We start from the raw sequence: 16,199 nt of genomic DNA on the forward strand, positions 1-16,199 counted from the left end.
CGAGGGAGCGTCCGGTCCGGTCGCCGACGGCAGGAGGTGCGCAGGGAATGCGTCGCTATGTGATCAAGCGTCTCGCGCAGGCGCTCGGGGTGCTGTGGGCGGCGTACACGTTGTCCTTCTTCGTACTGAACTATCTGCCCGGTGATCCGGTTTCGGCGATGGCCGGTGCCGGAGCGGACTCGGGCCAGATCGATCCGGTGCAGCTCGCCGCGCTCCGGCACGAGTACGGCTTCGACAAACCGGTGCTGGTGCAGTACGCCGACTATCTCGGCAAAGCGGTGCGCGGTGACTTCGGGGACTCGGTATCCACCGGCCGGCCGGTCACCTCGACGCTGTCCGACGCGCTGCCGCAGACGCTGCAGTTGACCGGAGCGGCGCTGCTGCTCGCCGTGGTTCTCGGCGGCGGTCTGGCGGTGCTGGCGACCTACACCACGCAGCGGTGGTTGCGGCAACTCTTGCTGTCGTTGTCGCCGCTGGGGGTGTCGGTGCCGACGTTCTGGGTCGGGCTGGTGCTCGTAGAGCTGTTCTCCTTCCGGGCGCGGTGGTTTCCCGCGTTCGGCAACGACGGGCTGCCGGGTCTGGTGCTGCCTGCGGTGACGCTCGCGATCCCGACCGGCGCCCTGGTCGCGCAGGTGCTGGCCAAGAGCCTGCTCACGGCGCTTGACCAGGCCTACGTGGAGACCGCGCGGGCCAAGGGCGCCGGCCGACTGCGCATCCACCTGCGGCACGCGCTGCGCAACGCCTCACTGCCGGCGTTGACGATCGTCGGGCTGCTGGCCGGACAACTCGTCGCCGGTTCGGTGGTCGTGGAGACGGTGTTCTCCCGCGACGGCCTGGGCCGGGTGACGGCCGCGGCGGTCACCGCGCAGGACATCCCGTTGGTCCAGGGGGTGGTGGTGTTCGGAGCCCTGATCTTCGTGGTGGCCAATCTGCTCGTCGATCTCGTCTATCCGCTGCTGGACCCGCGGATCGTGGTGGCCTCGAACAGGAAGGTGCGGACCGTATGAGCGAAACCCTTGTCGAGGATGCCACCGCACGTACCGCGCTCGGCCTGGCACGACCCGTCGAGCCGGGCGTCGGGCCGGATCCGGTGCGCGGGTTCGGGCCCAGGCGGGTGACCCGATTCCTCCTGCTGCGACCGGGCCTGCTCGCGTCGGTCCTCACGGTGGTGCTCGTGGTGCTTGCCGCGTTCCGGCCGGGGCTGTTCACCTCGCAGGACCCACTGCAGGGGGTGCCGTCGCAGAACTTCCAGGGCCCGAGCGGCGCGCACTGGTTCGGCACCGACGAACTGGGACGGGACCTGTTCTCCCGGGTGGTGCACGGTGCGCAACTGTCGTTGAAGGCGACGCTGATCGCGGTGGGCGTCGCCTTCCTGATCGGCGGCCTGCTCGGCCTGGTCGCCGGATTCGTGGGCCGCTGGGTCGAGGACGTGGTGATGCGCTTCGTCGACGTGCTGCTGTCGATCCCTGCGCTGTTCCTTTCCCTGGCCCTGGTCACCGCTCTGGGCTATGGAACGGTGAAGGTCGCGGTCGCCGTGGGGATCGCCAGCGTCGCCGGCTTCGCCCGGGTGATGCGTGCGGAAGTGCTGCGGGTACGGCAGGCGGTCTTCGTCGAGGCGTCCCGCTCCTGCGGGGCCCGCTGGTACTCGGTCCTTGGCCGGCATGTGCTGCCCAACGCGATGGGACCGGTGATCGTGCTGGCCACCCTGGAGTTCGGCACCGCCGTTCTGGCCGTCTCGTCACTGAGCTTCCTCGGTTACGGAGCGCCGCCACCGGCGCCGGAATGGGGCACGTTGATCTCCGACGGACGCAACTACCTGGGCAACGCCTGGTGGCTCACCGCGCTGCCCGGCCTGGTGATCGCCGCGACGGTGCTGGCCACCAACCGCATCGCGCGGGCGCTGGACGGCGAATGGTCCCGGCAGCGATGACGGGCCCGCTGACGAACCGACCCGGAACGGATGACGCAGTGACGAACAAGGTTGGGACGACCCCGGTGCCTGCCCCTCAGGAACCGCTGCTGGAGGTACGGAACCTGTCCGTGTCGTACCGCACCCGTGGCGGCACCGTACGGGCCGTGCAGAGCGTGGACCTCGACGTGTGGCCGGGCGAAGTGACCGCGGTGGTCGGCGAGTCCGGATCCGGCAAGAGCACGACCGCGCATGCGATCATCCGGCTCCTGGCCGCGAACGGCGCCATCGACGCCGGGACCGTCCGCTTCGGCCGGCACGACCTCGCCTCGCTGTCGGAGCGGGAGCTGCGCACGGTGCGCGGCGCGGGGATCGGCCTCGTGCCCCAGGACCCGTCGGTGTCGCTCAACCCGGTCAAGCGCATCGGTGAGCAGGTCGCCGAGGTCCTGCGCATCCACCGGTTGGCGACACGACGCTCCGCGCCCTTGGACGCGGTCGCCGTCCTGGACCGGGCCGGGCTGCCCGACGCGGCCACCCGCGCCAGGCAGTACCCGCACGAACTGTCCGGCGGTATGCGGCAACGAGCCCTGATCGCCATGGCCATAGCCGCCGAGCCAAAGTTGATCATCGCCGACGAGCCGACCAGCGCGCTGGACGTCACCGTGCAACGGGTCATCCTCGACCACCTGCAACACCTCACCGAAGCCTCCGGCACCGGAGTGCTGCTGGTGACCCACGACCTCGGTGTCGCGGCCGACCGGGCCGCACGGATCGTGGTCATGTCGCAGGGGCGGGTCGTCGAGACCGGTCCGACCCGCGACGTCCTGGAGAACCCGCAGCACGACTACACCCGACGACTGCTGGCCGGCGCTCCCAGCCTGACCACCGCACGCCCCCGGGCCTCGGTCGCTGTCCCCGCCACCACCACCGCACGCCGCCGGGCCACGGTCGCCTTCCCGCCCGCCGCCGCAGCAGCAGCAGCAGCAGCAGCAGCAGAGAAGGAGGCACCGCTGGTCGAGGTCCGCAACCTGGTCAAGGAGTTCCGGCTGCCGAACGCGGCGGGTTCGGCCCGCACACTCCGCGCGGTCGACGACGTCAGCTTCACCCTCCACCGCGGGCGGACACTGGCGCTGGTCGGCGAGTCCGGCTCCGGAAAGTCCACCACGGCCCGTCTGCTGCTCCGCCTCGCCGACCCGACCGCCGGGCGCGTCCTGTTCGACGGCACCGATGTCACCACCGCCCGCGGAGCAGAGGCCCGGCAGCTGCGCCGACGGGCCCAGCTCGTCTACCAGAACCCGTACGCCTCGTTGGACCCGAGGTTCTCCATCGGCGAGGTGATCACCGAGCCGTTGCGCGCGTTCAAGGTCGGCGACCGCGCCTCCCGGACGGGCCGGGCGAAGGAACTCCTCGACCGGGTGGCGCTGCCCGCCTCGGTCCTCGGCCGTCGCCCGGCGGAGCTGTCCGGCGGGCAGCGGCAACGCGTCGCGATCGCACGGGCCCTCGCGCTCTCTCCGGACCTGGTGGTCTGCGACGAACCGGTGTCCGCGCTCGACGTCTCCGTCCAGGCCCAGGTCCTCGACCTGCTCGCCGAACTGCAGGCCGACATCGCAGTGGCGTACCTGTTCATCTCGCACGACCTGGCCGTCGTACGCCAGATAGCGCATCAGGTCGCCGTCATGCGCGCCGGCCGCGTAGTCGAGACAGGCACCAGCGAAGAGCTGTTCACCCGCCCCGGCCACGACTACACCCGCGAGCTGCTCGCGGCGATCCCCGGCGGGCGGCATGCCTCGGCGGTCGCCGCCGGACGGTCCTCGGACGGAAGCGAGTCCGCCGACCTGATCTCCCCGGACCTCCCGGTCAAGGACATGAGCCGGTGATGCCTCCGGACAGCACTGCCATGAGGACCGAACGCCGCGCCGGACACCACACGAGGACGAACACCGCATGAGCAACTCCACGATCAGTACGCTGGCCTTCCTCACCCCGGGCAACTTCGCCGACGACGACCCGTACACCGGTCTGGAGGAGACCCTCCGACTCTTCGAGTACGGCGAGCGTTCGGGCTTCGACGGCGCGTGGATCCGGCAACGCCATCTCGAACACGGTGTGGGCTCGGCCGCGGTGTTCCTCGCCGCGGCCGGCCAGCGTACCCAGCGGATCGAGCTGGGCACCGCGGTCATCCCGATCGGCTACGAGAGCCCGTTCCGGCTGGCTGAGGACCTGGCGTTGGCCGACGTGCTGTCCCGCGGCCGGCTCCAGGTCGGCTTCAGCACGGGAATGCCGCACGCCGAACTCCTCGGCGACCTCGTGTACGACGGTGACTGGCGCTCCTACGACCTGTCCTACGGCAGGGTCCTCCGCGTCGTCGACAACCTGCGCGGCGAGTATCTCGGGGGCCCGGACACGGTGATCCAGTCGCCGGGCAACACGCAACGGCCGCGCCTGCAACCACACAACCCCGGCCTGGTGGACCGCATCTGGTACGGCGGGGGGAGTTTGCGCTCGGTTCGCTGGGCCGCCGAGAACGGCCTCAACCTGCTGTCCGGCAACATCGTCACCGGCGAGAACACCGACGACTTCACCACGGCCCAGCTGAACCTCCTCACCGAATACCGGCGTGCCCGGTCCACCGCCCGCGTCGCGGTGGGCCGCGTGATCGTGCCGTTCGACAGCGCCGACCGGGCCACCCGCACCCGCTACCTGGAGTACGCGGCGAGCCGCCACGCCCGCACTCTGGCCCCGCAGGGCCCGAAGCGGATCCTGTTCGCCCCCGATGTGGTCGGCACGGCGGAGCAGATCCTGGAACAGCTGGCGGCGGACCCGGTGGTCTCGGCGGTGTCGGAGCTGCGTATCGAGTTGCCGTACGAGTTCCGGCGGGAGGAGTACGAGCAGATCCTGCACGACGTACGCCACCTGGTCGCGCCCGAACTGGGCTGGCAGCCCGCGCAGTTGGAGGCCGTGCGATGAGATCCGTACGACCGGGCCGCCGTCGGGGAAGAGTGGGCCGGCGTCGCGGAGGAAGGCCGGTCGGCCGGCCGGGCGCCGGTCTCGGGCCGTCTGGAACCGCGACTCTGCTGCCGGACGAGTTCATAGCCGAGTGGTCCGACGCGAGGCCTCCGCCGCCGTACGCGGGCGGCCTCGTCGCGTTCGTCCCGGACCCCACTGTGGCCCGGGCACTGTGCGGGTGTCCCGAATTCGGCGGCACAGCCTGACGCAAGGAGCACTGCCTCGGACGTCCACGCATCCCTGGCCGACGTGGTCGGCAACACCCCACTGGTGTGGCTCAACCGTGTCACCGGCGCGGTGTCCACGCCGGTCTACATGAAACTGGAGTACGTCAATCCCGGTGGCAGCCTAAAAGATCGCTGTACTGCGGGCCTACGGCGCCGAGGTCATCGTCTGCCCGTCCTAGCCGAGAGGGCACGCCCGAGTTCACCGCACCGCCTCTTCGTCGACGCCGGAATCCGGAGGGCGTGCGGGCCGCGGCCCTCGAACCCTCCCGAAGCCGGGGGACGTTCGGCCCGCCCCCCTCTCGAAGCCGGCCGGGAACCAGAGCCCACCGGCATCCGACAACTGCAGGAGACGCCCCGCACTCGCGAGGTCGCGGCGCCCCGGCGCCCGGCCCCACCCGGCCCCGGTGAGAGGTTGCAGCCGTATGCACTGGTACGAGGACGACGGATTCTGGTCGGACTTCTCCGAGACCATGTTCTCCGAGCGCAGGCGAGCGGAGACGGCGGACGTCGTCGCCGAATCGCCACTGCTGCAATTCCCGGTCGAAAGCCGGGTGTTGGACCTGTGCTGCGGGCCCGGCCTGTATCTGGTGCCGCTGGCCCGTCGGGGTCACAAGGTGACGGGGGTGGATCTCAGCCCGGTCATGCTGAAACGGGCCGAAGCCGCCTGCGCGGCGGCCGGGGTCGAAGTCCGGCTGATCCAGGCGGACATGCTGACGCACGTCGAGCCGGAGTCGTACGACGTAATACTCAACGTCTTCACATCGTTCGGCTACTTCGACGAACCGGCCGACAACGCACGGGTGTTACGCAACGCCCACGACTCGCTCGCACCGGGCGGACTGCTGCTGATCGACCTGCTGGGCAAGGAGGTCCTCGCCGGCTGGATCGGCCGGCCCCAGCTCGTCGAGCTCGACAGCGGAGCGTACGTGGTGCAGCGCGACACCGTCCTGGACGACTGGACGCGGCTGCGTACCGACTGGACGCTGGTGCGCGACGGCGAGGCGCGCGAGGCGTCGATCACCTCCTTCCTCTACAGCGCGGCCGAACTGCGCGCCCTGTTCGAGGCGGCCGGCTTCACCGACGTGCGGTGCTACGGCGACTTCGACGGTGGCCCGTACGACAACCACGCGCGGCGGCTGATTGTGCGCGGAACACGGCCGAACTCACCGTCGATACGCGGGAACTCTGAGGCACCCCGCTCCGACTACTGATCAGTGGGCGGAGTTCGAGGCGCCCGGACGACCATTTCCGTGCGAATGAAGGGACTTCATGACCGGGGCCTCATCCGGGACCTCTTCCGCAGGTCCCGCCGTCTCCTCGGAGAGGGAGCCGCACCAGGATCCGGAGGAGCGCCCCGCAGGCCGCGGCAGGCTGCTGACCATACTCGTGGCGCTGTCCGTCACGCTGACGGTCTCCGTCGTGGCCGGCATCGCGCTGGGGCCGACCGTCGTACCACCGGCCGACGTCGTGCACTTCCTGTGGGCGGCTCTCACCGGCGGCCGCATCGGGGCGGACGAGGTGACCGGGTACTCCATCGTCTGGCATGTGCGCACCCCCAGGGTGCTGCTCGCGACGGTCGTCGGCGCCGGGCTCTCCGTCGTCGGCGTCGCCATCCAGGCACTGGTGCGCAATGCCCTGGCGGATCCGTTCGTGCTGGGCATCTCGTCGGGTGCGTCCGTGGGGGCGACGGCCGTCGTGGTGTTCGGGATCTTCGCGGGGCTCGGGGTGTTCGCCCTGTCGGCCGCCGCGTTCCTCGGTGCCCTCGGTGCGACGGTGCTGGTGTACCTCGCCGCACGCGGTCCGCTGGGCCTGACACCGCTGAGGCTGGTGCTGACCGGGGTGGCGCTGGCGTACGGATTCCAGGCGTTGATGAGCGCCCTGGTCTTTCTCTCCCCGAACGGGCAGGCCGCACGGACGGTGCTGTTCTGGCTGCTGGGCAGCCTGGGGTCGGCGACCTGGGAGTCGCTGCCGCTGGTGGCGGCGGCTGTTCTGGTCGCGGTCGTGGTGCTGTTGCGGCAGAGCCGGTCGCTGGACGTGCTGTCGCTGGGGGACGAGACGGCGGCAAGCCTCGGCGTGGACGCGGACGCCCTGCGCCGGGGACTGTTCGTCCTCACGGCAGCCGTCACAGGCCTGATCGTGGCGGTCAGCGGCGCGATCGGCTTCGTCGGCCTGGTGCTTCCCCATGTCGTACGGATCTGGGTCGGCTCGACCCACCGGCGGGTGCTGGCCGTCGCGCCGCTGGCCGGGGCCTGCTTCATGGTCTGGGTCGACCTGGTGGCCCGTACCGCCTTCGCGCCCGAGGAGTTGCCGCTCGGAGTGATCACCGCGCTGATCGGGGTGCCCGTGTTCGTCGTGCTGATGCGGCGGCGCGGCTATCTGTTCGGGGGTCAGTAGATGGCCCCCTCTGTCCCCTCTGTCCTCTCGCTGCGCGACCTGTCCGTCGAAGCGGCCGGGCGGGCGCTCGTCGACCGGTTGAACATCGACGTGGCCGCCGGTTCGATCGTGGGGCTCGTCGGACCGAACGGCAGCGGCAAGTCCACCGCCCTGCGCTGCGTCTACCGGGCGCTGAAGCCGACCTCCGGAGCCGTCCTGCTCGACGGCACCGACCTCACCTCGCTGAAGCTGCGCGACAGCGCCCGCTCGATCGCCGCACTGACCCAGGAGAGCCACACCGAACTCGACTTCACCGTCGAGGAGGTGGTGGCCCTCGGCCGCGCTCCGCACGCACGCGGCAACCATCCGCTGACCGCTCGCGAGCGCGAGCTGTGCCGGCAGGCGATGGACCGGCTGGACATCGCCCACCTCGCGGACCGCAGCGTGCTGACCCTGTCCGGAGGCGAGCGCCAGCGCGTTCTCGTCGCCCGCGCCCTCGTCCAGGAGCCCCGCGTCCTGGTCCTCGACGAACCCACCAACCACCTGGACGTACGGCACCAGGTCGAGCTGCTCTCCTTCCTGCGCTCATCCGAACTGACCGTCCTCACCGCCCTGCACGACCTCAACCTGGCGGCCCAGGTCTGCGACCGCATCGCCGTACTCGGCTCCGGATGTCTGGTCTCCTCGGGCACTCCGGCGGAGGTCCTGACGCCCGAGCTGGTCCGCAAGGTGTTCGGCGTCGACGCCATGGTCGTGCCCCATCCACGTACCGGAACCCCCCAACTGCTCTACGACCTCGATCCGGCGCCCGCCGGCACCCCCACACCAGCCGACGCTCCCCCGGAAGGACCACACTCGTGATCAGACCACCGCTCCCCCGCGCCCTCACCGCCGGACTGATGGCGGCCGGATTCCTGCTGACCACCAGCTGTGGCGCCGAGGTCGAACCGGCGGCGGACGCCAAGCCGGACACCGTCACCCTCTCCAACTGCGGCGAGGACGTCACGTACACCCGCCCGGAGCGCCCGGTCGCCTACGACGTCAGCGGGGCGGAAAAGATGTTCTCCCTCGGCCTGGCCGACGAGATGCGCGGTTACGTCATGAACGAGCTCGGCGACCCGTCCATCGAGGGCTCGCCCTGGCGCGAGGACTACACCGAGGTCGAACGGCTGGGCACCGAGCGCATCACCCGTGAGATCGTCGTCGACGCCAAGGCCGACTGGGTACTGGCCGGCTGGAACTCCGGCTTCAGCGAGGAACGCGGTATCACCCCGGCCCTGCTCGACAAGGTCGGCATCGCCAGCTATCTGCACACCGAGACCTGCTGGGACTACGGCGACAAGAGCGTCGACGCGACACCGCTGGAGGCGCTCTACACCGACCTCGACAACCTGGGGAAGATCTTCGGCGTCGAGAAGTGGGCCGACGAACTCGTCACCGGCCTCCAGGACCGTGTCACCGCGTTGAAGAAGACCTGGCCCGCCGGGGGCGACCCGGCAAAGGTGTTCGTCTACGACTCGGGCACCGACCAGCCGTTCACCGCCGGCCGCCACGCCGCTCCGAACGACATCATCACCGCGGCCGGAGGCACCAACGTCTTCGGTGATCTCGACAAGGGCTGGACGACGGTGGGCTGGGAACCGGTCATCGAGGCCAAGCCCGAGGTGATCGTGATCATCGACTACGCCGACCAGCCGGCCAAGGACAAGATCGCCTACCTCAAGTCGCTGCCCGGCCTGAAGTCGATACCGGCGGTGAAGGGCAACCACTTCCTCGTCATGTCCTACGGCGACGCTGTCAGCGGCCCGCGCAATGTCACGGGTGCCGAAGACCTGGGCCGCTACCTGCGTTCGGTCGGGCGATGACGGTGACCTCGGCGCGTATCGCACCCGCCGCCCCGGTCCACGAGCACATCACCGACGCGATCAAGGCTCCCGACCTGCTGCGGCTGTCCGGCAACGTTGTCCTCGCCCGCTTCGAGACGCTGAAGGTGTACGCCGCCCTCGGCGCGGTCCGCACCCTGCTGGAGCGCGGGACGGTGAAACCGGGCCAGACCCTCGTCGACAGCTCCAGCGGCATCTACGCCCTCGCCCTCGCGATGGCCTGCCACCGCTACGGCCTGCACTGCCACATCGTGGCCTCCACCACCGTCGACGCCACGATGCGCGCCCAGTTGGAGATCCTCGGCGCCACCGTGGACCAGATGCCGCCCTCGAAGGACCTGCGACTCGACCAGGAAGGACGGGTCCGCCGGGTCCGGCAGCTGCTGGCCGAACGGCCGGGCCTGTACTGGATGCGTCAGTACCACGACGGCGTCCACTACACCGGCTACCAGGAGTTCGCCGACCTGGTGGACCGGGCACTGCCCGATGTGCCGCTGACCGTCGTGGGAGCCGTCGGCACGGGCTCCTCCAGCGGCGGGCTGGCCGAGGCGCTGCGCGGACGCGGGCGAGACGTACGCCTGCTGGGACTCCAGCCCTTCGGCAGCGTCACCTTCGGCAGCGAGGGGTTCAGCGACCCCGAGGCGATCATCGCCGGGATCGGCAGCTCGATCCCCTTCGACAACGTCCGCCACGACCTCTACGACACCCTCCACTGGCTCGACTTCCGGCACGCCATGGCCGGCGCCGTCGGCCTCTTGCGGGAACACGCCGTGTTCGCCGGCCTGTCCACCGGAGCCGCCCACCTCGTCGCCGGCTGGGAGGCCGCCCGCGACCCCGAGCGCACACACCTGGTCATCGGCGCCGACACCGGCCACCGCTACACCGAACGCGTCTTCGCCCGCCATCACGAGGCCCTCGACCCTCGCACGCTCAAGCCGCACCAGATCACCAGCCTCACCGACCTCGCGCTGCCCTGGTCGGTCATGGACTGGCAGCGGCGACGGTACGACGTACGGCAATCCGCGGTGTCCTCCGCTCCCGTCGTGCCCTCTGCTCCCGCCGTACCCGGCGTACCTGCTGTTCCTGCTGTTCCTGCTGTTCCTGCTGTTCCTGCTGTTCCCGCTGTTACCGCTGTTCCCGCGCAGGCAACGGCCTCGCTCGCCGCACCGACCAAGGAGGACCAGGCATCGTGACCATCGCCGCCCTGGAGGCACTCACCTTCGGCCTGGGACGTCTGATCGAGGCGGCCGACAACGCCGGACACCGCCTGTGTCTGCTCACCGGCAACCGGGACGTCTACCGCCACGAACTCGCCCACCTCGCCCCCAAGGCACTCGACATCGTCGACCTCGACACGACCGACGAAGCCGCATGCGCCGCCGCTCTGGCCGCCGTGCCCGACCTGCGCGGGCTCATCAACTCGACCGACACCTGGAGCGTCCCGGGCGCAGACCTCGCCGCCAAATACGGGCTGCCGGGACCGGACCCGAACGCAGTCCGTCAACTGCGGGACAAGAGCCGGGTGCGTAACCTCCTCCACGAGCGCGGGCTGAGCCGCGGTGGCGCTCTCGCCGTCCCCGCCGATCCCTCCGCGGCGGCCGACGAGATCCTCCGTGAGATCGGTCTGCCCGCCATCCTCAAGGACTCCGCGGGCACCTCCTCCCGCAACGTCTGGCCGGTACGCGACGAACACCAACTGCGCACGGCCCTCACCGAGGCTGCCCAACGCCCCCTCAACGGGCGGCTGTTCGCCGAGCCCTTCTTCTCCGGCCCCGTCTACAGCGCGGAAACCCTCAGCTGGGAGAACGAGACGAAGCTGCTCGGCGTCCTGAGCCGGCAGATGTCCCCCGAGCCCTCCGTACGCGAGGAGGCGGCGGCCTTCCCCGTCGCCCTCCCCCACCTCGAACTCGACCTGATCCAGGACTGGGTGGCGCGCGTACTGGAGATCGCGGGCCACGACAGCGGCTTCGCACACGTGGAGTTCGTCCTCACCGCCGAGGGCCCGGAACTCGTCGAGATCAACCGCCGTATCGGCGGCGCGCTCGTCGGCGAGGCACTCTGCCGCGCCCTGGGGACCAACGTCTACGACGCCATGGTCGACACGGCTCTCGGCCGCCGTCCCGCGCTGCTGGACGCCGTCGCCGTCGATGACATGCCCGGTCCTGCCACCGCTTTCGTGCTCGTCTACCCCGACCGGCCCGGCACCCTCACCGGCTGGACCGGCCTGGAGGGTCTGTCCGCCTTCCCCGGCTCGCCCGAGTGGTACCCCACTGCCGTGCCGGGGCGGCGCGTGGAGCACCTGAGCGACCAGCGCAGTTGCACAGGCATCGTCCTGGCCGAGGCGGCGACGGCCGAGCTCGCCCTGCACCGGGCGCTCAGCGCCGCCGGGAGCGTACGGCCGGTCATCTCGACGGACGACGAAGACCGGGGATGACCACGACCTCGTCGCGGAAGGCGGGCGGTCGTCCGCGCTCCCGCCTGGCTCCGCTCAAGTCGCTCACCGGCCCGCAGTACTTCCTGCTGGCCGGATCGTTCCTGATCCCTCTGGGCAGCTACGCCGTGCTGCCCTTCATGTCGATCCTGCTGCACGAGCGGCTGGGCATGGGACTCGGAACCGTCGGTGTGGTGCTCGCCGTCGCCTCGCTCGTGCAGTTCGCCGGCGGTGTCGTCGGGGCGGCGATCGCCGAGCGGATCGGGCTGCAGCGCACCATGCTGCTCGCCCTGGCCATCCGCACGGCGGGCTTCACCTGCTTCCTGCCGGGACTGAGTCAGCCGGCCGCAGCCGTCACCGCGCTGTTCCTCGTGTCCTGTGGCGCAGCGCTCTATCTGCCTGCCAACAAGGGGTACTTGGTGCACGAGGTGGAGGAGGAGCAGCGCCCACTGCTGCTGTCCGCGAGCAGCTCCGCCCTCAACGCCGGTGTCGCGCTGGGCCCGATCGCCGCCGCGCCCTTCGTCCTCAACTCCTCGGCAGGGCTGTTCACGGTGGTCTCCCTGCTGTTCGCCGCGATCGCAGTGGGGCACGCGCTGCTCCCCGTGGAGAAACCCGACCGCCGACCGGACGAAGGGAGAGTCGACACCGAGGGGCCGCCCCGGCGCCGGGAGAAAACACTCGCCGGACTGTCCCTCATGCCCTTCGCGATCACCGTGCTGAGCGTGTACGTCTTCATGTTCTTCCAGCACTACCTCGCGGTCTACGCCGTACCCCGGACCTCGACGTTCTTCTACGCCCTGGTCCTCGCGCTGTACGCCCTGCTTCTGGTCGTCGCACAGCCCCTCATGTCGGACTGGATAGCCCGCCAGCCCTATGCCCGCGCCCTGCGACTCGGCTTCGCCGCTCTGGCCACCGGGATGGTCACCCTCGCGCTCGGCCGCCCGGTCGCCATCCTTGCCGGAGCCCTGCTCATCTGCCTCGGCGAGATCATCCTCTTCCTCAAGAACGACCTCGAAGCCCTGAGGCGGTCCAGCCGCAGTCCCGCCGTCATCTTCGGCCACCAACGTCTGGCGGCCGGAGTTGGCGCGTTCGCCAGCGGCATCGCGGGAGGCGAGGGCTACGAACTGGCAGAGCGGTCCGGTCACGCCGGACTCTTCTGGGCAGCGATCGCGGTGCAGGGCGCCCTGCTTCCCCCGCTGCTGATCCTTACGCTGCGCCGCCTCCGCCCCTGCCCCACCACAGCGGACCCGGGCTGCCCGGCCACGGCACGGACACATTGACGCCGACGGGACGGACACGGCTGCGTCAAGTCGGTCTCTTCGAGGCGGCCAACCGCGACCTCAGCCCGGCTCTGGCCGCCGGGCCGCCTCTCGTGGGGCGCCGCCGGCCTCAAGGCGGTGATGAATACATCAGCAATGTACTGACCAGCTCATCAGAACTGTGGCGGATGGGTCACATTGGTAGAGTCGCCCGTATGCCCACGTCAGCGCCCCCTCGCAACCGCTTCGAACGACGCCGCGCCGAGACGCGTCAGGCGCTCGTCCGCGCGGCCCGGCAGATACTCGCCGAGACCGGCGACACCAGCGCGAGCATCCAGGCGATCGCCGACAGGGCGGACGTCGGCTTCGGCACCTTCTACAACCACTTCGAGTCGAAGGCCGAGTTGTTCGACGCGGCGGTGCTGGACGCCCTCGAAGAGCTCGGCCAAGCCTTCGACGAGCACCTGCGGGACATCGACGACCCTGCGGAACTCCTTGCGGGTGGCTTCCGCCTCACCGCACGTCTGGCCAACTCCCGGCCCGAACTGATGCAGGTCCTGCGTCACCGCGCCCTCAGCCACCTCCACTCGGACTCGGGCCTGGCTCCGCGCGCCATCCGCGACGTGGAGGCCGGCATGCACTCCGGCCGTTTCACCATCACCGACCCGACCGCCGCGGTGACCGCCCTGGGCGGTTCCCTGCTGGCGCTGGTGGAGCTCCGGTTCGCCTACCCCGAGCGCGATGGCGACGAGGCGGCGTCGAGCCTGGTGGAAATGCTTCTGCGCATGCTGGGCGTCCCGCCGGAGGACGCCCGTGAAATCGCCTGGCGCCCCCTGCCCGATCTTTGCTGACGAGGGAAAGCCCTGGGGACCAACGCCGTCGTCGCACACCCGAGCCCTCAACCGCACACGGTCCGTTTGAGGGCTCGGTGACGTCCGGCATTGGTGAGGTTCTACTGAGCGCCGTCCGTCGGTGAAGTCGCCGCCGTCGCCGTGTCGTCGGCCGGTGTCTCGTCGTCCGACGACTCGTCACTCGTGTCCTCGGTGACGACGATCACGGTGCTGCCGGCCTCGACCTCGCTTCCCGCCTGCGGGGAACTCGACGTCACCACGGCGTCGGACGCCTGGGAGTACCCGGAGACGACGCTGACCTGGAGCCCGAGCCCGCCCAGTTCGTTCTGGACCTCGGCGAGGGTTCTGCCGATGATGTCGGTGGGGATCTGCACGGTCTCCACGGTTTTGGCGACCTGGATGTCGACAGTGGAGCCCGGGTCGACCTCCTCGCCGGAGGGGACGCTCTGTCCGACGACAGTGCCCGCCTCGGCACCGTTGTCGACCTCGGTCGTGTCACCCAGCTTCAGGTCCTGTTCGGCCAGCAGTTCCCGGGCCTCGCTCGCCGTTTTTCCGGTGAGGTCCGGGACGGTGGATTTCTCGGCTTCCTTGGCCACCGTGAGGGTGATCTCGGTGCCCTTCTCGACCTGGTCGCCACCCGCGGGATCCTGCTCGAGGACGGTACCGGGATCCTCCTTGGACTCGACGTGCACGAGCTTCACCTTGAAACCCTCGTCGTCCAGGATGCCGGCCGCGTCGTCCTCGTTCTTGTCGACGACATCCGGCACCTCCACCTTCGGCGCCCCGGTGGAGACAGTCACCGACACGGCCTCCCCCTTGTCGAGTTCGCCGTCCGTCGGGCTCTGCGTGCAGACGTGGTCCGTGGGCTGGTCGGCGCAGGACTCCCGCTTCGCCACGGTGAGCGTGAGGCCGACGTTGTCCGCCGCGCTCCGAGCCTCGTCGACCGTCATGCCGACCAGCGCCGGCACGGCCACCTTGCCGTCGTCGGCTCCGCCCCGCCCGAAAATGAGCCAGCCGACAAGGAGCGTCGCGACAAGGACGGCGACGCCGGCCACGACGAGCGCCACGCTCCCCCGGCGGCGGCCGGCCTCCTCCTCGTCACCACCCGAGCCGTCGCGGTCGTAGGAGTCACCGCCGTCGTACGAGCCACCGCCGTCGTACGAATCGCCGGTCCACTCCGTCCGGGGCGCAGCACCCGCCGCCGTTCCCGTACTCGAACCCGTACTCAGCAGCGCCTCGATGTCGGCGATCATCTCCCCGGCGGACTGGTAGCGGTACCAGGGCTCCTTCTGAAGGGCGCGCAGGACGATCGCGTCCACGGCCGGACCGATCTCGGGGTTGTAGAGGCTCGGCGGACTCGGAGCCTCCTGGATGTGCTGGTACATCACCGCCATCGGCGAGTCACCGGTGAACGGCGTGCGGAAGGTGAGCAGTTCGTACAGCAGACAGCCCACCGAGTACAGGTCGGACCGTGCGTCGATGTCCTGCCCGAGCGCCTGTTCCGGCGAGAGGTACTGCGCGGTGCCGATGACTACGGACGTCTGTGTCATGCCGACGTCCCGCGCGTCGCGGGCGATCCCGAAGTCCATGACCTTGACCTGACCGGCCTGCGTCACCATGACGTTGGCGGGTTTGATGTCCCGGTGCACGATGCCCTGCTGGTGGGAGTGGTCGAGGGCCCGCAGGACGCCGGCCGTCAGGTCCAGGGCCCGTTCGAGGGTCAACTGCGGTCCCGAGTAGAGGGCTTCACGCAGGGTCGTCCCGTCGACGTACTCCATCACGAGATACGGCAGAGGGAAACCGGCGCCCGCCCATGCACCGCCGTACGACATGGAGGCGTCCTCGCCCGTGTCGTACACCGCAGCGATTGCGGGGTGGTTGAGGGATGCCGTCGACATGGCCTCCCGGCGGAACCGTTCCTGGAACACCGCGTCGTGGGCGAGATCGGCGCGCGGGGTCTTCACGGCGACGAGTCGGTCGAGTCGGGCGTCGTGCGCGAGATGTACTTCGGCCATGCCCCCGGAGCCGAGCAGCAGGCGCAGCTCGTAGCGGCCCCCGATGACGGCCGTCGGCACCGGAGGGGAGAAGGTCAGGTCGTCTGGTCCGCCGAAGTTCACTGGCTTCTCCACTACGGGATCGGGGAAGTCGGGGTCTGAGCAGGGATCGACAGAGGGCCGACCCGCCAAGCCACCGGAGCACGAGCAGATAATTGCACAGCAGAGGGTAATTAAAGAAGCTGTCAGATTCGGGAAGAGCCAGG

At 70.0% G+C, this 16,199-nt stretch carries 13 protein-coding genes and 1 pseudogene; 13 read left to right on the forward strand and 1 reads right to left on the reverse strand.

The genetic code is table 11. From position 1 onward, the window contains the following. Nucleotides 1-47: 47 nt before the first annotated feature. The 13 genes and pseudogenes from ACFYPC_RS27930 to ACFYPC_RS27990 all read left to right on the forward strand — a co-directional run bounded on the left by ACFYPC_RS27930 (nucleotide 48) and on the right by ACFYPC_RS27990 (nucleotide 13,939). Nucleotides 48-1,007, forward strand: a complete 960-nt coding sequence (locus tag ACFYPC_RS27930) for an ABC transporter permease (RefSeq protein WP_388681545.1) — start codon at nucleotides 48-50, stop codon at nucleotides 1,005-1,007. Then, the gene (locus tag ACFYPC_RS27935) at nucleotides 1,004-1,930 is read left to right on the forward strand and encodes an ABC transporter permease (protein ID WP_388681547.1); all 927 of its coding nucleotides are present in this window, start codon (nucleotides 1,004-1,006) and stop codon (nucleotides 1,928-1,930) included. Before ACFYPC_RS27930 ends, ACFYPC_RS27935 begins: the two co-directional genes overlap by 4 nt. Continuing rightward, nucleotides 1,912-3,786, forward strand: coding sequence for a dipeptide ABC transporter ATP-binding protein (locus ACFYPC_RS27940; RefSeq protein WP_388681549.1), 1,875 nt, complete (start codon nucleotides 1,912-1,914; stop codon nucleotides 3,784-3,786). Before ACFYPC_RS27935 ends, ACFYPC_RS27940 begins: the two co-directional genes overlap by 19 nt. A 67-nt stretch (nucleotides 3,787-3,853) precedes the next feature. Next, nucleotides 3,854-4,876, forward strand: coding sequence for an LLM class flavin-dependent oxidoreductase (locus ACFYPC_RS27945; RefSeq protein ID WP_388681551.1), 1,023 nt, complete (start codon nucleotides 3,854-3,856; stop codon nucleotides 4,874-4,876). Between the two features lie 279 nt (nucleotides 4,877-5,155). Further along, nucleotides 5,156-5,318 (forward strand): annotated as a pseudogene (locus ACFYPC_RS27950) (pyridoxal-phosphate dependent enzyme); the annotation flags it as partial. 246 nt (nucleotides 5,319-5,564) lie between these two features. Further along, nucleotides 5,565-6,353 (forward strand): class I SAM-dependent methyltransferase, encoded by a 789-nt coding sequence (locus tag ACFYPC_RS27955; RefSeq protein WP_388681553.1) that lies wholly within the window; start codon nucleotides 5,565-5,567, stop codon nucleotides 6,351-6,353. A 58-nt stretch (nucleotides 6,354-6,411) separates the two neighbouring features. Beyond that, nucleotides 6,412-7,536: a FecCD family ABC transporter permease gene (locus tag ACFYPC_RS27960; protein WP_388681555.1), complete on the forward strand. Its 1,125-nt coding sequence runs from the start codon at nucleotides 6,412-6,414 to the stop codon at nucleotides 7,534-7,536. Further along, a complete protein-coding gene (locus ACFYPC_RS27965; protein WP_388681557.1) occupies nucleotides 7,537-8,376 on the forward strand; it encodes an ABC transporter ATP-binding protein in 840 nt (279 codons plus the stop codon). Then, nucleotides 8,373-9,380: an ABC transporter substrate-binding protein gene (locus tag ACFYPC_RS27970; protein ID WP_388681559.1), complete on the forward strand. Its 1,008-nt coding sequence runs from the start codon at nucleotides 8,373-8,375 to the stop codon at nucleotides 9,378-9,380. Before ACFYPC_RS27965 ends, ACFYPC_RS27970 begins: the two co-directional genes overlap by 4 nt. Next, entirely contained in the window at nucleotides 9,377-10,591 is a 1,215-nt protein-coding gene (locus ACFYPC_RS27975; RefSeq protein ID WP_388681562.1) for a pyridoxal-phosphate dependent enzyme, read from the forward strand. Before ACFYPC_RS27970 ends, ACFYPC_RS27975 begins: the two co-directional genes overlap by 4 nt. Beyond that, nucleotides 10,588-11,832, forward strand: a complete 1,245-nt coding sequence (locus tag ACFYPC_RS27980) for an ATP-grasp domain-containing protein (RefSeq protein WP_388681565.1) — start codon at nucleotides 10,588-10,590, stop codon at nucleotides 11,830-11,832. Before ACFYPC_RS27975 ends, ACFYPC_RS27980 begins: the two co-directional genes overlap by 4 nt. After that, complete coding sequence (locus ACFYPC_RS27985; protein ID WP_388681568.1) at nucleotides 11,829-13,109, forward strand: MFS transporter; 1,281 nt, start codon at nucleotides 11,829-11,831, stop codon at nucleotides 13,107-13,109. The genes ACFYPC_RS27980 and ACFYPC_RS27985 overlap by 4 nt, the downstream gene beginning before the upstream one ends. Nucleotides 13,110-13,303: 194 nt before the next feature. After that, the gene (locus ACFYPC_RS27990; protein ID WP_388681571.1) at nucleotides 13,304-13,939 is read left to right on the forward strand and encodes a TetR/AcrR family transcriptional regulator; all 636 of its coding nucleotides are present in this window, start codon (nucleotides 13,304-13,306) and stop codon (nucleotides 13,937-13,939) included. A gap of 101 nt (nucleotides 13,940-14,040) precedes the next feature. On the opposite strand, the gene pknB is transcribed toward ACFYPC_RS27990, so the two are convergent. Continuing rightward, nucleotides 14,041-16,068, reverse strand: a complete 2,028-nt coding sequence (gene pknB, locus ACFYPC_RS27995) for a Stk1 family PASTA domain-containing Ser/Thr kinase (RefSeq protein ID WP_388681574.1) — start codon at nucleotides 16,066-16,068, stop codon at nucleotides 14,041-14,043. Between the last annotated feature and the right edge of the window lie 131 nt (nucleotides 16,069-16,199).

The sequence above is a fragment of the Streptomyces sp. NPDC005808 genome (genome assembly GCF_042871385.1).
Lineage (GTDB): Bacteria > Actinomycetota > Actinomycetes > Streptomycetales > Streptomycetaceae > Streptomyces.

Excerpts from the sequence above, each read along its gene's own strand:
- ACFYPC_RS27930 (WP_388681545.1), top strand. The coding sequence starts at position 48 with ATGCGTCGCTATGTGATCAAGCGTCTCGCGCAGGCGCTCGGGGTGCTG.
- ACFYPC_RS27935 (WP_388681547.1), top strand. The coding sequence starts at position 1,004 with ATGAGCGAAACCCTTGTCGAGGATGCCACCGCACGTACCGCGCTCGGC.
- ACFYPC_RS27940 (WP_388681549.1), top strand. The coding sequence starts at position 1,912 with ATGGTCCCGGCAGCGATGACGGGCCCGCTGACGAACCGACCCGGAACG.
- ACFYPC_RS27945 (WP_388681551.1), top strand. The coding sequence starts at position 3,854 with ATGAGCAACTCCACGATCAGTACGCTGGCCTTCCTCACCCCGGGCAAC.
- ACFYPC_RS27955 (WP_388681553.1), top strand. The coding sequence starts at position 5,565 with ATGCACTGGTACGAGGACGACGGATTCTGGTCGGACTTCTCCGAGACC.
- ACFYPC_RS27960 (WP_388681555.1), top strand. The coding sequence starts at position 6,412 with ATGACCGGGGCCTCATCCGGGACCTCTTCCGCAGGTCCCGCCGTCTCC.
- ACFYPC_RS27965 (WP_388681557.1), top strand. The coding sequence starts at position 7,537 with ATGGCCCCCTCTGTCCCCTCTGTCCTCTCGCTGCGCGACCTGTCCGTC.
- ACFYPC_RS27975 (WP_388681562.1), top strand. The coding sequence starts at position 9,377 with ATGACGGTGACCTCGGCGCGTATCGCACCCGCCGCCCCGGTCCACGAG.
- ACFYPC_RS27985 (WP_388681568.1), top strand. The coding sequence starts at position 11,829 with ATGACCACGACCTCGTCGCGGAAGGCGGGCGGTCGTCCGCGCTCCCGC.
- ACFYPC_RS27990 (WP_388681571.1), top strand. The coding sequence starts at position 13,304 with ATGCCCACGTCAGCGCCCCCTCGCAACCGCTTCGAACGACGCCGCGCC.